The organism is Rossellomorea sp. LjRoot5, assembly GCF_964253455.1.
Lineage (GTDB): Bacteria > Bacillota > Bacilli > Bacillales > Bacillaceae_B > Rossellomorea.
The window spans coordinates 1,453,201-1,468,643 of the sequence record NZ_CAXUQN020000001.1; the positions used below are offsets into that span (position 1 = coordinate 1,453,201).

The following is a 15,443-nucleotide window of genomic DNA, read 5'->3' on the forward strand; positions in this document are numbered from 1 at the left end:
GAATTTTTCCACGAAAAAGGCGAAAATGCTAGTAAGGGGAATACGTGCTTGACCAATTATGGATATACGGAGCTAAAACTAAAGCGTTCCGGGTTATCAAAAGGAGTAAATGTCCGGTTTCTGAATGTAAAAGGAGAGAAATAATGACGAATTCTAATGAGCAATCCACTGAAGATATACAAGTTGTGGCAGATATTGAGAAAGACCTGCGATACATATCATCAATCATTAAGCAAAAAGGAAGAGAGATATTAAGTCAGTACACCATCACGCCTCCACAGTTCATCGCGCTGCAATGGCTATTCGAATATGGGGATATGACAATTGGAGATCTTTCAAATAAAATGTACCTTGCTTGCAGTACTACGACGGATCTTGTTGATAGAATGGAAAAAAACCAGTTAGTGGAGCGGGTCAAGGATGAGAATGACCGTCGCGTCGTGCGCATTCATATGTTAAAAGAGGGCGAAAGAATTATTGAAGAAGTAATCAAGAAAAGGCAGAATTATTTACAGAGTGCCTTAACGGATTTCTCTGACCAGGAAGTGCTATTATTAAAAGATCATTTAGCAAAACTTCATCAAGAAATTAAACCAGAATGAGGGAATAATGTGATTCAACCAATCGGCATCATTGATTCTGGGGTAGGGGGGCTCACCGTCGCAAGAGAAGTGATGCGTCAGCTGCCGAAAGAGACCATCTATTATTTAGGTGATACAGCCCGTTGTCCCTACGGACCCAGATCAGCACAAGAAGTAAAAGCTTTCACGTGGGAAATGACTCAATATCTCATGCAATATGATATCAAAATGCTGATCATTGCCTGCAATACAGCCACTGCGGTTGTGCTGGATGAAATTCAGACACACTTGGACATCCCGGTGATAGGGGTCATTCATCCTGGGGCCCGTGCTGCGATCAAGCATACTCATAATAGGAAGATCGGTGTCCTTGGAACCGTGGGGACGATTAATAGCGGCGCCTATGTGGAGGCCCTTCACTCCCTACACGGTAGTCTGGACGTCACGTCACTCGCCTGTCCGAAGTTTGTTCCGTTAGTGGAAAGTGGAGAGTACGACAGTTCCATGGCGGCTGATATTGTAGGGGAGACGCTTCATCCCCTTAAAGAGTCCGGGATTGATACGTTGATCCTGGGGTGTACCCATTATCCATTGCTGCAGCCGAAGATACAGGCTTATGTGGGCCCTGAGATCAGTGTCATAAGTTCCGGGGACGAAACCGCCCGGGAAGTCAGTACGATCCTTGATTATTACAACCTCCTGTACAGGGGAGTCTTTCAGCCGGAACACCGCTTTTTCAACACAGGATCTTCGGCGATTTTTTCACGGATCGCCTCCGATTGGCTGACAGTGGGGGAAGTAAAAGCAGAAACCATCCGTTTACAAGAGTAGGATCTTGTGGTCGGGTGGTTTTTTTATATTGTTGTCCTTATTATGAAAAGTTTCGGTCTATTTTTTGGACGGGGCTCGTATATATGTTAGTACAAACTGTCTTTTAGGAGGTTTCCCAATGGCAAAAAAAGCGAAGGTGTCAATTGCTGTAACGGTTTTAGCTTCTTCTGTATATCTTTCCGGTTGTGGATTACTCAGTTTCGGTGATGACAAGGAGAAGATCGATCCTCCTCAAGACTTATCCTACTTAAAAGAAGGGGAGAAAGTCGATACTGCTAAGAATGAGGATTCAGAGAAAAAGGTGAGCAAAGAAAAAGCGGGTGCAGAAACCGTCATGACGGAATTGTATTTAATCGATAAAAACGGCTATGTCGTTTCCCAGTCCATCCCCCTACCCAATCAGGAAAGCGTGGCCAAACAGGCCGTGGAATACCTTGTGAAGAATGGTCCGGTAGAAAACATCCTGCCTAACGGATTCAGGGCTGTATTGCCGGCAGATACACAAGTGACGGTCGATATTAAAGACGGAAAGGCGATAGCGGATTTTTCTCCGGAATTCAATAATTATCAGCCTGAAGATGAACAGAAAATCCTGCAGTCCGTTACTTGGACATTGACCCAGTTTGATTCGGTTGAAAAAGTCGAGCTTCGAGTGAACGGGTATCCTCTGACGGAGATGCCGGTGAATGGTACGCCGATCGACGAAAATGGACTAACGAGAAAAGTCGGAATCAATGTGGATACTTCAGGTGTTGTAGATCCGACCAGCACGAAACCGCTTACGGTGTATTATGTGTCGCAATCCGATGATAAAACCTATTATGTTCCTGTGACGAAACGCGTCAGTACCAAATCAGTGGATGAAGTCAAGGCAGTGGTGAATGAGCTGATCGAAGGACCGGGTTATTCTTCTTCCCTGGCAAGTGACTTTACGGGGGCGAAGCTGTTGGATGATCCGAAGCTGGAGGATGGAACCGTGACACTGAACTTCAATGAAGCGGTGTATGGAAGCCTTGAAGAAAAAATGGTTTCTGAGCATATGCTGAATTCCCTCGTCCTTTCCTTAACAGAGCAAAAGGGCATCAAAGGGGTCTCAGTACTCGTAAATGGTGAAGCGACCACCGTATCTAAAGACGGGGAAACGGTGACTGAACCGGTGACAAGACCAGAAAATGTGAATGCAATTAGTTTTTAAATCACGATTTTTTGATATACTATGAATAGAATCACCTGAAAAGAGGTTGGCAGATTGCCACCTCTTCTATTTTTGAACAGGCCATTTTTTACATAAGACACCAATAAACAGGAGGGAATTATATGAGAACAGACGGCAGAGAAAAGGATCAATTGCGTCATATTGAAATCGAGACAGGTTACGTCAAACATCCGGAAGGTTCAGTATTGATAACGGTTGGTGAAACGAAGGTCATTTGCAATGCGAGTATCGAAGAGCGGGTGCCGCCATTTATGAGAAACAGTGGAAAAGGGTGGATCACAGCCGAATATTCCATGCTGCCAAGAGCGACGGAAACGAGAAATATCCGTGAATCGTCCAAAGGGAAAATTTCCGGCAGAACGATGGAAATTCAACGTTTGATTGGACGTGCCCTGAGAGCGGTCGTTGACTTGGATGCTTTGGGAGAGCGCACGATCTGGATCGATTGTGATGTCATTCAAGCTGATGGCGGGACAAGAACGGCTTCCATCACAGGGGCATTCGTTGCCATGGCCATCGCCCTTGCAAAGCTTCAGGATAGTAAAAAGATTTCTTCATTCCCACTCAAGAGCTTTCTTGCAGCGACAAGTGTCGGGATTGTAGAAGAACACGGAGCGGTCCTTGATTTGAACTATATTGAAGACAGCAGCGCATTGGTGGATATGAACATCATCATGACGGGTGAGGGTGAATTTGTGGAGCTTCAGGGAACTGGTGAAGAAGCTACATTTACAATGGATCAATTACATCAATTATTGAAGCTTGGACAAGGTGGGATTCACGAATTATTCCAAATCCAGCAGCAATCATTAGGCGATATCGTAAAGAGATTTCAATAAAGGGATGAGAGAACCGATGACAAAACGAGTGATCATAGCCACAAAGAACAGGGGAAAAGCAAAAGAATTCCAACATATGTTTGCACCTTACGGGTATGAGGTACAAACATTACTAGACCTTCCTCATATTGAGGATGTGGAAGAAACAGGCGTAACCTTTGAAGAGAATGCGATTCTAAAAGCGGAAACCGTAGCCAGGGAATTAGGGGAACTTGTGATTGCCGATGATTCCGGACTCTCCATCGATGCCCTTGAAGGTCGTCCAGGCGTGTATTCCGCGCGCTATGCCGGGGAAGAGAAAAGCGACGAAGCGAATATGGCGAAAGTATTAGAGGAGCTTGAGTCAGTGGAAGAATCCGACCGAACGGCCCGTTTTTACTGTGTGCTTGCCATTGCCGGCCCTGACATGGAAACGAAAACGGTGACAGGAAGTTGTGAAGGGATGATCCTGCGTGATAAGAGGGGGACGAACGGGTTTGGCTACGATCCGATCTTCTTCGTGCCTTCCCTTGGAAAGACCATGGCCGAATTGACACAAGATGAAAAGAGTCAGATCAGTCATCGCGGCCATGCACTAAAAAAGCTCGGAAATATGATTTCAGACTTAGTTTAAAGGGTGAATCTGAATGAAATTATTAGTTGTAAGTGACAGTCATGGATCCAAAGATGAATTGTTGAATCTATCAGAGAAGTACAAGTCCAGTGTCGACGCTATGATCCACTGTGGTGACTCGGAGTTGAGTGCAGATGATCCTGCATTGTCATCTTATCTGATTGTCCGGGGGAACTGTGACATGGATGCACGATTGCCTGACGACTTGGTAGAGAAGGTAGACGGGCAAACCATCATGGTGACTCATGGGCATCACTATGGAATCAAGATGTCATTGATGAAACTCCGCTACAGAGCGGAAGAGATCGGGGCGCAGTTTGTGTTCTTTGGTCATTCACACACCCTGGCGGCAGAATTGATTAACGGCACATTATTCCTGAACCCTGGAAGCATCCTGCTGCCACGGGGGAGAAGTGAACGTACTTACGCATTGGTAGATACTAAAGATCAAGAAATAAACGTCACATTCCTGACCCACGATCATGTAGTGATGGATGAATTGACGCAAACATTTAACTTGTAAAATACAGTGTGGGAACCCATGTAGTACGGGTTCCCATATTGATTTTAGGTAGTAAAAACAAAGGTGAAAAATAAAATGAAACTTTTTTTGAAAACCTGTTGACTTATTTATGCTATGTGAATATAATAAATATTGTCCTTGAAAAACAAATAACGAAAAAAACACGTCCCAGTAGCTCAGCTGGATAGAGCAACGCCCTTCTAAGGCGTCGGTCGGGAGTTCGAATCTCTCCTGGGACGCCATAATCATTACATACGAACCTTGATACCGGGGTTTTGACTAACAAGGGGTACTGACACAGTAAACTGTGAGGTATCTCTTTTTTTATCCGATACATGGTGCAATGCTTTTTGAGTCAAATTGCTATTTTTAATGTGTCCCAGTAGCTCAGCAGGATAGAGCAACAGTTTCCTAAACTGTAGGTCGGGAGTTCGAATCTCTTCTGGGACGCCATAAACTCTACATACGCTAAGCTTACCCCAATGAGGTAGGCTTTTTTTGTTATCCAAATGATATCGTGCTAAACTAATACAAACTAAACAGTATAGGCGGGTACGTTTTATGAATAAGGGAAACCAAGAAGGAAAAGGAAAGATCGTACAGTTTCCAGGATTGAAGGACCGGCTGCTGGAAAAAGGGGTGCAGGCTTTGGAAAAAGGGGAAGTCCACGAATCTTCCCAACTCCTCGCACAAGCATATGAACTCGAACCGGATAATCCGGATATCAATACGGCACTCGTATTATCGCTCTATGAAAGCAAACAATACGATCAGGCCGGATCCATATGTAAAGAGATGCTCCTCGAAGGAATCGGTGACTATTTCGAGGTCGTTGATATGTACTTAATGATTCTTATACAGCTTCACAAGCACAGTGAAGTAATCGATACAATCAATGCCCTTTTTGATGAAAGGGAAGTACCCTTTGAAAAGGAAGAGCACTTCAGGAAGCTTCTCCATTTCAGTGAAAAGGTAGTGAACGGGAAAGCGGCTGTTCCTCATAATGAAGAGCAGACGGAAGAACAACCGTCCATCTTGTCAGGAAAAAGCCTCGAGGAACAGACGCTTATCGTGGCAGAGCTCGTTCATCGTAATATTCACCCGTTTATCGATGAACTGCAAGGGGTTTTACAGGATCCCGATGCCCATCCATTTTTACAAACGATGATTTTAAATGTTTTAAAAGAGCATGGAATGGATAAAGAAGTAGTTGTGGTGAAGTTAGGAATGGAAGAGCGGGTTTCTCCTGCAGCGTTGGAAGACGTTTTCGAGTCGGATTTCTTCATCGGGGCAACACATGCCCTGGATGATCTTCTGGCACAAACGAATCCTACTCTATTTCAGCATGCACAGGAATTACTGAAACGTCATGCCTTTCTTCTCTATCCTTTTACACTTAAGGAAGAACCGGAAGAAATCGCTGCAGTATATGCCTACTACATCGCAGGGATGTTTGCCGATGCGATCCTTGAAGAAGAGTTAAAAGAACAGGTTGAAACGATTCAAGCCAGAGGGATTCTATCAAGACTTGCGGAACTAGAGGAAATTTCCTCTCCGAATATTTAAACCCCCTCTGTTGAAAGACAGTGGCTGTATGTTATAATGTAATGGTTGTAATGTAAAAGTTTTTCATATATTTACGATGATAGTGCTAGATTCACACGGGACTATCTACTACTATGCGTAAAAAAATAAGATCAACTATAGATTTGTTGGAGGGAACAGTATGTCTGCAAAATGGGAAAAGCAAGAAGGAAATCAAGGAGTACTTACAATTGAAGTAGAAGCTGCAAAAGTAAACGAAGGTTTGGACGCAGCATTCAAAAAAGTTGTGAAACAAGTGAACGTACCAGGATTCCGTAAAGGGAAAATGCCTCGCGGAATGTTCGAAAAACGTTTTGGTGTAGAATCACTTTACCAAGATGCATTGGATTTCATCTTACCTGAAGCATATGCGAAAGCAATCGAAGAAACAGGAATCGATCCGATCGACCGTCCTGAAATCGATGTCGAGCAAATGGAAAAAGGAAAAGAGCTGATCTTCACTGCTAAAGTACAAGTGAAACCAGAAGTGAAACTTGGCGACTACAAAGGTCTTGAAGTAGAAAAAATGGAAACAGAAGTAACAGCTGAAGACGTTGAAACAGAACTTACTTCACTTCAAGAGAAACAAGCTGAGCTTGCTGTTAAAGAAGATGGAAAAGCTGAAGAAGGCGACACAGTGACAATGGATTTCGAAGGATTCGTTGACGGTGAAGCATTCGAAGGCGGTCAGGCTGAGAACTACTCACTTGAATTAGGTTCTGGTCAATTCATCCCAGGCTTCGAAGAGCAATTAGTCGGGGTTGCATCAGGAGAAGAGAAAGAAGTTGAAGTAAACTTCCCTGAGGAATACCACGCAGCTGAACTTGCTGGCAAGCCTGCTACATTCAAAGTGAAAGTACACGAAATCAAAGCGAAAGAACTTCCGGCACTTGATGATGAGTTCGCAAAAGACGCTGACGAAGAAGTTGAAACGCTTGCTGAACTAAAAGAAAAAATCGAAAAACGCCTTCAAGAGTCTAAAAAGAACGAAGCTGAAACAGCGGTTCGTGAAACTCTTGTAAATAAAGCTTCTGATAATGCTGAAGTTGAAATTCCAGACGTAATGGTGAAAGCTGAAGTAGACCGTATGATGCAGGAATTCGAACAACGTCTGCAAATGCAAGGTATGAACCTTGATCTTTACTTCCAATTCTCTGGTCAAACAGAAGAAGATCTTCGCGGTCAAATGACAGAAGACGCTGGCAAACGCGTTCGCACAAACCTGACACTTGAAGCAATCGCGGCAGCGGAAAATCTTGAAGTAACCGACGAAGAAGCAGAAGAAGAAGTAAACAAAATGGCTGAACAATACAATATGACTGCTGACAACATCAAACAAGCACTAGGCGGCCTTGACACACTTAAAGCTGACCTTAAAGTTCGTAAAGCAGTAGAATTCCTTGTTGAAAACAGCAAAACTGTAGCATAATAAAAATAGAAACAAGGCGCGAATCATTCGTGCCTTGTTTTGTACAATGAACGGTCTTTATTACACCTTATTTTGGCTCATTCGTGTGAAACGAACGTTTCACACGCTTTTCAGCAGAGCTGAAAAGTTGCCACCGAAACAAAAAGCGAATGAGCAAACGAGCTTGCTCCAGGCGTTTTTTGTTTCGTTGGCAAAATGAGCCAAAATACTATACTCTATTGACTAAGAAACTTTCTCCATCAATTAAGAATAAGAACCACTATTTTTGGAAAAAGCTTATGAAACGGGGTTACTTTTCAGCATGAACATACATAATAAGATTCCTTACATCACCTGACTTCAATTGGACAAAATAAACTTAAGCAATGTAAAAGATTTGCTAAAATGCACGATACATAATAAGATGATTCTTAAGAATCGTATCCATTTCTTTACGAACATATAATATGATAAAATGCAGTACATAACTTTAGGTAATAGGGATGTAAGGAATCGTTCGTTTGATGAAACAGAGCACGATTTTATGAAGTTTTAACGAAGGGGTGAAAATCATTGTTTAAATTTAATGATGAAAAAGGGCAATTAAAATGTTCTTTTTGCGGAAAAACACAAGATCAAGTTCGTAAACTAGTGGCTGGACCAGGTGTGTATATTTGTGATGAGTGCATCGAGCTTTGCACAGAAATCGTAGAAGAAGAGCTGGGTACAGAAGAAGAAGTAGAATTTAAAGACGTACCGAAACCTCGTGAAATCCGGGAAATCCTGGACGAATACGTCATCGGACAGGACCAGGCGAAGAAATCACTCGCAGTAGCTGTCTACAATCACTACAAGCGTATCAACTCCAGCAGTAAAGTCGATGACGTTGAATTGTCTAAGAGTAATATTGCCATGATTGGACCAACTGGTAGCGGGAAAACCCTCCTTGCCCAAACGCTGGCTCGTATTCTTAACGTTCCTTTCGCCATCGCGGACGCGACTTCTTTAACAGAAGCCGGTTACGTTGGGGAAGATGTAGAGAATATCTTACTTAAACTGATCCAGGCAGCTGACTACGATGTAGAAAAAGCTGAAAAGGGAATCATCTACATCGATGAAATCGATAAAGTGGCAAGGAAATCCGAAAATCCATCCATCACGAGAGACGTTTCAGGTGAAGGGGTTCAACAAGCCCTCTTGAAAATTCTTGAAGGTACGGTAGCAAGTGTTCCACCACAAGGCGGACGCAAGCATCCTCATCAGGAGTTCATTCAGATCGATACGTCCAATGTCCTATTCATTTGCGGTGGAGCATTCGACGGTATTGAACAAATCATCAAACGCCGTTTAGGTCAAAAGATAATCGGATTCGGTTCTGATCCTAAAAACGCTGAAGTGAAAGAAGATAAGTCGCTACTTTCTAAAGTTCTTCCTGAAGACTTATTGAAGTTCGGATTAATTCCGGAGTTCATCGGTCGTCTACCGGTCATTTCAAGCCTTGAGCCTCTTGATGAAGAAGCACTGGTTGAAATCCTGACTAAACCTAAAAACGCATTGGTAAAACAATACCAAAAAATGCTTGAATTGGATGAGGTCGAGCTTGAGTTCACAGAAGATGCCCTGCTTGAAATCTCTAAAAAAGCGATTGAGCGTAAAACAGGTGCACGTGGACTGCGATCCATCATCGAAACAATGATGCTCGATGTGATGTTCGATCTTCCTTCCCGTGATGATATTAAGAAATGTATCATTACGAAAGAGACGATCCTTGATGATGCGGCTCCTCATTTAATGCTTGAGGATGGCACCATGATCGATCCAAACGAAGAAAAGACATCAGCTTAATAGCTCAAAAAAAAGCCAAGAATGATCATTCATTCTTGGCTTTTTTTACGGCTGAACATATAGAGGAGATGGGACAATTGGACAATAAGAAAACCAAGGTGGCAATTAGCTGGAGTGGGGGGAAAGACGGGTGTCTGGCTTTGTATCGTACGTTAAAAAATGAACATGAAGTAGTGTGCCTTGTATCCATGGTTTCTGAAAAACATGAACGGAATCATGCCCATGGTCTGCGGTTGGAAATCGTGAAACAGCAGGCAAAAGCATTGGGAATTCCTCTCGTATTGGTGAATTCGGGTGATGATTATGAACATGCCCTCATTCAGGCATTAACGGAATTAAAGCAGGATAAAGGGGTAGAAGAAATAGTCTTCGGGAGCTTATATGCTGAAGACGACAGAAAATGGAATGAAGAAGTGACATTGAGAGCGGGGTTGAAACCCTCATTCCCCGTATGGGTATCGGAGGGTGAAAGTAGTCAATTGTTGAAAGAATTCATCACCCTTGGATTCTCCGCAGTCATATGCAGGGCTTCCGACAAAATATTTGACCACTCATGGGCAGGGAGGATGCTCGATCAGGAATTTTATAAGGATATCCACCATATGAAAAGCTGCTGCGTCATGGGAGAAGCAGGTGAATACCACACCTTCGTCCTGGACGGTCCCATCTTCTCTAAAAAAGTACATATAGTGCAATCAGGAGTCGTCTTGAACTCCGGACTATGGTCTTTGGATATAGAGGATTGTCGATTAGTAGAGAAGAAAGATGGAATTGAGCTTATTAATCGACTCTAGGGATACTTGAGATTTACATAGAAGTGTAAGGACAAATAGGAAAATGAAAAAATTTTAAATACACTTAATTTGAAGACCGGGTGTTGATTGTAGCGGAAGGTGCTCGACTCCTGCGGGAAACAACGAAAAGCGGAGGCGGCTTGCTCAGCCCCGACAAGCATAAGATGAATGGGCCGGGAAGGCGTTTTTTGCCTTCTTGGACCATTTAGCTTATGACCTCGAGGGGCTAGCCGCCGGAGCTGGACAAAGTCAGACACCACTTGCAGCCGGGAAAGCGAGCACCTGCAGCGGAAATCAACCAGCACACGCTAGGTAACGGATTAAAAGGACTATCCATTTTTTTATCCCTTTTTAAACCAGCCACTCACCGAAATTTTTTGTTTATTCCCATAAGGTCAAGGAGATACTAACCGATAACAACTTGTATCTACTTGGAGGGAGACGTATGAGCTTTACGAGCATCGCTTTATTCATCCAATTATTCTTCGGAATCATCATTGGATTGTACTTCTGGAACCTGTTAAAAAATCAGCGAACGCAAAAAGTTTCCATTGACCGTGAATCAAAAAAAGAGATGGAAGAACTCAGAAAGATGAGATCCATTTCATTAACCGAGCCCCTTGCTGAAAAAGTAAGACCCTCAAGCTTTGAAGATATTGTCGGCCAGGAAGATGGAATTAAAGCATTAAAAGCAGCGATATGCAGTCCGAATCCCCAACATGTCATCATTTATGGACCGCCCGGTGTCGGGAAAACGGCAGCAGCCCGTTTGGTCCTCGAGGAAGCTAAGAAAAATATGAAATCTCCATTTAGATCTTCTGCTGTTTTTGTTGAACTGGATGCCACAACGGCACGATTCGATGAACGGGGAATTGCCGATCCTCTGATTGGTTCCGTTCATGACCCCATTTATCAAGGGGCAGGAGCCATGGGACAGGCCGGGATCCCACAGCCAAAACAAGGGGCTGTGACGAATGCCCATGGAGGCGTATTGTTCATTGATGAAATCGGGGAATTGCACCCCATTCAATTGAATAAGCTATTAAAAGTGTTAGAAGATCGCAGAGTGTTCCTTGAAAGCGCGTACTACAATGAAGAAAATCATCAAATTCCCACCCATATCCATGATATTTTCAAAAATGGCCTACCGGCAGATTTCCGCTTGATCGGTGCCACAACCCGTACACCGAATGAACTTCCTCCGGCGATCCGCTCCAGGTGCATGGAAGTTTTTTTCAGGGAGCTTGAACATGATGAAGTGAAAAAAGTAGCGGCAGGTGCTGTTGAGAAAGTAGAAATGACGCTCAGTGACAAAGGGCTTGAAACCCTTGCATCTTATGCACGTAACGGACGTGAAGCAGTCAATATGGTTCAGATTGCTGCCGGTGTCGCCATCACAGAAAATAGAAAAGAAATTTATGATCATGAACTCGAGTGGATCATTCAATCCAGTCAGCTGTCCCCGCGCTATCAGAAAAAAATCAATGAAGAAGCAGCGATTGGTCTGGTCAATGGGTTAGCCGTGACAGGACCCAATACCGGCTCTCTCCTTGAAATTGAAGTGAACGTGATTCCAGCTGCCGATAAGGGTACTATCAATGTGACGGGAATCGTGGAAGAAGAAAGCATCGGTGATCGGAGTAAATCCATCAGAAGAAAAAGTATGGCGAAAGGCTCGATCGAAAATGTGATCACCGTCCTTCGTTCCATGGGAGTACCTGCCGATCAGTATGATATACATGTGAACTTTCCGGGCGGAGTGCCGGTCGACGGACCTTCTGCGGGAATTGCCATGGCTCTTGGGATCTACTCGGCCATTTACCGGATACCAATCAAGCATACGATTGCTGTTACAGGGGAGATCAGTATTCATGGATTCGTAAAACCTGTCGGCGGCGTGTATCCTAAAGTCAAGGGTGCAAAACTCGCCGGGGCGACCATGGCCATCATTCCTTACGACAACCAACAGGCAATGTTGAGAGAGATTGAGGGAATTGAAGTGGTTCCGGTCAAACAACTTAAGGAAGTGCTTGACCTTGCCTTGATGAAGGACCAAGTTCCCCAGAGCGTTCCTGAACAAAATAAGAAAAGTGTATAGACTATTGACCGATTCGGGTCTATCCGAATCGGTTTGTTTTTGAATAGGGTGGGAAAGGGAATAAGCGAGACCCCTTTCGAATAAAGTTGTAAATACCTATTTGATAGACACTACCTAGTAAATAAGTTAGAATTGTACAAAGACTCATGAGCAAAATTCGGAGGTGTTATATGTGGCAAAGCAAAATAATTTAACGGTTCCCCTCCTTCCATTGAGAGGCTTACTTGTGTATCCAACAATGGTCTTGCATTTAGATGTTGGACGTGAGCGCTCCGTTCAGGCTTTAGAAAAAGCCATGATGGATGATCATTTAATTTTCTTAACGACTCAAAGAGATATGAATATAGATGAGCCAACACAGGAAGATTTCTACGAGATGGGAACCCTGACGAAAGTCAAGCAGATGCTCAAACTGCCTAACGGGACCATCAGGGTGCTGGTCGAGGGAATGAACCGTGCGTCGATTACTTCATTCACCGGGCAAAAGGATTTCTATGAAGTAACGGTGAAGGAATTCCATGATTCTGCAGATAAGGAATCGGAAACAGACGCCTTGATGAGGACGTTATTGAACTATTTCGAACAATACATAAAGCTATCAAAAAAAGTTTCAGCCGAAACGTATTCAACCGTTTCGGATATTGAAGAACCGGGAAGGCTCGCGGATATCGTGGCATCCCATCTCCCCCTCAAAATGAAGGAAAAGCAAAATGTCCTGGAAACACTCGATATTAAGAAGCGGCTTCAAATGGTAATCGAAACGATCAACAATGAAAAAGAAGTGCTGAGCTTAGAGAAAAAAATCGGGCAGCGTGTTAAACGATCAATGGAAAGAACCCAAAAAGAGTATTATCTTCGTGAGCAAATGAAAGCCATTCAAAAAGAGTTGGGTGACAAAGAAGGTAAAACGGGTGAAATTGAAGATTTAACCGCAAAGATCGAACAGGCCAATATGCCGGAAGAGGTGGAACTTACGGCATTAAAGGAACTCGCCCGCTATGAGAAAGTGCCTTCAAGCTCTGCTGAAAGCTCTGTGATCCGAAATTACATCGAGTGGCTCGTTTCTTTACCATGGTCCACCGAAACGGAAGATCAATTGGACATCAAGCGTTCTGAACAGATTTTAAACCGGGATCATTATGGTCTGGAAAAAGTTAAGGAAAGAGTGCTCGAATATCTTGCCGTTCAGCAATTGACCCAATCTCTGAAAGGACCGATCCTGTGTCTCGCAGGACCTCCAGGAGTCGGGAAAACGAGCTTGGCCCGTTCCGTTGCTGAATCACTGGGGCGGAATTTTGTCCGCATTTCCCTTGGAGGCGTTCGTGATGAATCCGAAATCAGGGGTCATAGACGTACGTATGTAGGAGCCATGCCCGGAAGGATCATTCGCGGGATGAAAAAGGCAGGTACGATCAACCCTGTGTTCCTTCTCGATGAAATCGATAAAATGTCCAGTGATTTCAGGGGGGATCCTTCTTCTGCGATGCTTGAGGTACTGGATCCTGAACAAAATTCAAACTTCAGTGATCACTATATTGAAGAGACATACGACTTATCAAAAGTCATGTTCATCGCAACGGCAAATGACCTTTCAACCATTCCGGGACCACTCCGGGACAGGATGGAAATCATTACGATAGCGGGTTACACTGAACTTGAAAAGTTAAACATCGCGAAGCATCATTTACTGGAAAAGCAGATCAAAGATCACGGTTTATCCAAATCGAAGCTTCAAGTGAGAGATGAAGCAATCGTTGATATCGTCCGCTATTATACCAGGGAAGCCGGTGTAAGGAGCCTGGAGCGCCAGCTGGCCGCTCTTTGCAGAAAGACGGCGAAGATCATCGTTTCGGGGGATAAGAAGCGAGTTGTGATCACTTCAAGCAATATAGAAGAGTTCCTTGGGAAGAGAAAATTCCGTTACGGCCAGGCAGAAATTGAAAATCAGATCGGTGTATCAACTGGTCTTGCCTATACGACGGTGGGCGGAGATACCCTTCAAATTGAAGTATCCCTTGCACCGGGTAAAGGGAAGCTTGTCCTGACTGGGAAACTGGGAGATGTCATGAAGGAGTCTGCTCAAACAGCCTTCAGCTACGTACGTTCGAAGGCGGGGGAACTTGGGATTGATGAGAATTTCCACGAGAAACACGATATTCATATCCACGTTCCCGAAGGAGCAGTCCCGAAAGATGGTCCTTCAGCCGGGATCACGATCACGACAGCACTCGTATCAGCCTTGACAGGGAAATACGTGAACCGTGAAGTCGGGATGACAGGTGAAATGACCCTGAGAGGAAGAGTCCTTCCGATCGGGGGAGTGAAAGAAAAAACATTAAGCGCACATCGTGCCGGGATTAAAACGATTATCCTTCCGAAAGATAATGAAAAGGATATAGATGATATTCCTGAAAGTGTAAGGGGAGAATTAACGTTCATCCTTGTATCCCACATCGATGAAGTCTTAGAGAAAGCATTAGTAGGTGAAAAGTAGTGAAAGTAAATCAAGTTGAGTTAGTCATCAGTGCGGTCAGGCCAGAACAATACCCTGGCGATATCCTTCCTGAGTTTGCCTTAGCGGGGCGCTCAAACGTAGGGAAATCCTCATTCATCAATAAAATGATCGGCAGGAAGAGCATGGCGAGGATTTCATCCAAGCCTGGTAAAACCCAGACGCTGAACTTTTATAAAATAGAAGAAACCCTCTATTATGTAGATGTGCCCGGTTACGGTTTTGCCAAAGTATCCAAAACAGAGCGGGAAGCATGGGGGAAGATGATTGAAACCTATATCACTTCCCGTGAGCAGCTAAGGGCGGTCATCCTGATCGTGGACCTGCGCCATGCCCCGACCAAAGACGATGTGATGATGTATGATTTCCTCAAGCATCACGGACTTCCATGTATCGTCATTGCCACCAAAGCGGACAAGATCCCCAAAGGCAAATGGCAGAAGCACCTGAAAGTCACAAGAGAGACCCTCAATATGGACAGTGAAGACGACCTTATCATGTTCTCTTCCGAAACAGGCCTTGGAAAAGACAAAGCCTGGGACGCCATCAAGTCGTACTATAAATAATCTCAGAAAGAACCGATTTCCATATGTGGAGAT

The 15,443-nt window shown here is 44.0% G+C and carries 13 protein-coding genes and 2 tRNA genes; all 15 read left to right on the plus strand.

The genetic code is table 11. From position 1 onward, the window contains the following. Positions 1 to 143 precede the first annotated feature (143 nt). The 15 genes from ACSQ2E_RS07400 to yihA all read left to right on the plus strand — a co-directional run bounded on the left by ACSQ2E_RS07400 (position 144) and on the right by yihA (position 15,410). The gene (locus tag ACSQ2E_RS07400) at positions 144 to 602 is read left to right on the plus strand and encodes a MarR family winged helix-turn-helix transcriptional regulator (RefSeq protein ID WP_435989956.1); all 459 of its coding nucleotides are present in this window, start codon (positions 144 to 146) and stop codon (positions 600 to 602) included. A gap of 9 nt (positions 603 to 611) precedes the next feature. Next, a complete protein-coding gene (racE, locus tag ACSQ2E_RS07405; protein WP_435989957.1) occupies positions 612 to 1,412 on the plus strand; it encodes a glutamate racemase in 801 nt (266 codons plus the stop codon). A gap of 118 nt (positions 1,413 to 1,530) precedes the next feature. Further along, positions 1,531 to 2,607 carry a GerMN domain-containing protein gene (locus ACSQ2E_RS07410; RefSeq protein WP_435989958.1) on the plus strand — a complete coding sequence of 359 codons (1,077 nt, stop codon included), beginning with the start codon at positions 1,531 to 1,533 and terminating at the stop codon, positions 2,605 to 2,607. Positions 2,608 to 2,729: 122 nt separating this feature from the next. Beyond that, positions 2,730 to 3,467, plus strand: coding sequence for a ribonuclease PH (gene rph / locus ACSQ2E_RS07415; RefSeq protein WP_435989959.1), 738 nt, complete (start codon positions 2,730 to 2,732; stop codon positions 3,465 to 3,467). Positions 3,468 to 3,483: 16 nt separating this feature from the next. Then, positions 3,484 to 4,080 (plus strand): XTP/dITP diphosphatase, encoded by a 597-nt coding sequence (locus tag ACSQ2E_RS07420; protein WP_435989960.1) that lies wholly within the window; start codon positions 3,484 to 3,486, stop codon positions 4,078 to 4,080. A gap of 13 nt (positions 4,081 to 4,093) precedes the next feature. Beyond that, the gene (locus tag ACSQ2E_RS07425) at positions 4,094 to 4,603 is read left to right on the plus strand and encodes a metallophosphoesterase (protein WP_435989961.1); all 510 of its coding nucleotides are present in this window, start codon (positions 4,094 to 4,096) and stop codon (positions 4,601 to 4,603) included. Between the two features lie 165 nt (positions 4,604 to 4,768). Then, a tRNA-Arg gene (locus ACSQ2E_RS07430) sits at positions 4,769 to 4,845 on the plus strand. Positions 4,846 to 4,979: 134 nt separating this feature from the next. Further along, positions 4,980 to 5,056: transfer RNA gene (locus ACSQ2E_RS07435), tRNA-Arg, on the plus strand. 108 nt (positions 5,057 to 5,164) lie between these two features. Continuing rightward, positions 5,165 to 6,169, plus strand: a complete 1,005-nt coding sequence (locus tag ACSQ2E_RS07440; RefSeq protein WP_435989962.1) for a tetratricopeptide repeat protein — start codon at positions 5,165 to 5,167, stop codon at positions 6,167 to 6,169. Positions 6,170 to 6,329: 160 nt separating this feature from the next. Then, positions 6,330 to 7,616 carry a trigger factor gene (tig, locus tag ACSQ2E_RS07445; RefSeq protein ID WP_435989963.1) on the plus strand — a complete coding sequence of 429 codons (1,287 nt, stop codon included), beginning with the start codon at positions 6,330 to 6,332 and terminating at the stop codon, positions 7,614 to 7,616. A gap of 552 nt (positions 7,617 to 8,168) precedes the next feature. Continuing rightward, positions 8,169 to 9,440, plus strand: coding sequence for an ATP-dependent protease ATP-binding subunit ClpX (gene clpX, locus ACSQ2E_RS07450; protein WP_435989964.1), 1,272 nt, complete (start codon positions 8,169 to 8,171; stop codon positions 9,438 to 9,440). Between the two features lie 77 nt (positions 9,441 to 9,517). Further along, the gene (locus ACSQ2E_RS07455; RefSeq protein WP_435989965.1) at positions 9,518 to 10,234 is read left to right on the plus strand and encodes a diphthine--ammonia ligase; all 717 of its coding nucleotides are present in this window, start codon (positions 9,518 to 9,520) and stop codon (positions 10,232 to 10,234) included. Between the two features lie 445 nt (positions 10,235 to 10,679). Then, positions 10,680 to 12,332 (plus strand): ATP-dependent protease LonB, encoded by a 1,653-nt coding sequence (gene lonB, locus ACSQ2E_RS07460; protein WP_435989966.1) that lies wholly within the window; start codon positions 10,680 to 10,682, stop codon positions 12,330 to 12,332. A gap of 172 nt (positions 12,333 to 12,504) precedes the next feature. Beyond that, a complete protein-coding gene (lon, locus tag ACSQ2E_RS07465; protein ID WP_435989967.1) occupies positions 12,505 to 14,826 on the plus strand; it encodes an endopeptidase La in 2,322 nt (773 codons plus the stop codon). Next, entirely contained in the window at positions 14,826 to 15,410 is a 585-nt protein-coding gene (gene yihA, locus ACSQ2E_RS07470) for a ribosome biogenesis GTP-binding protein YihA/YsxC (protein ID WP_224519403.1), read from the plus strand. The genes lon and yihA overlap by 1 nt, the downstream gene beginning before the upstream one ends. Positions 15,411 to 15,443 lie beyond the last annotated feature (33 nt).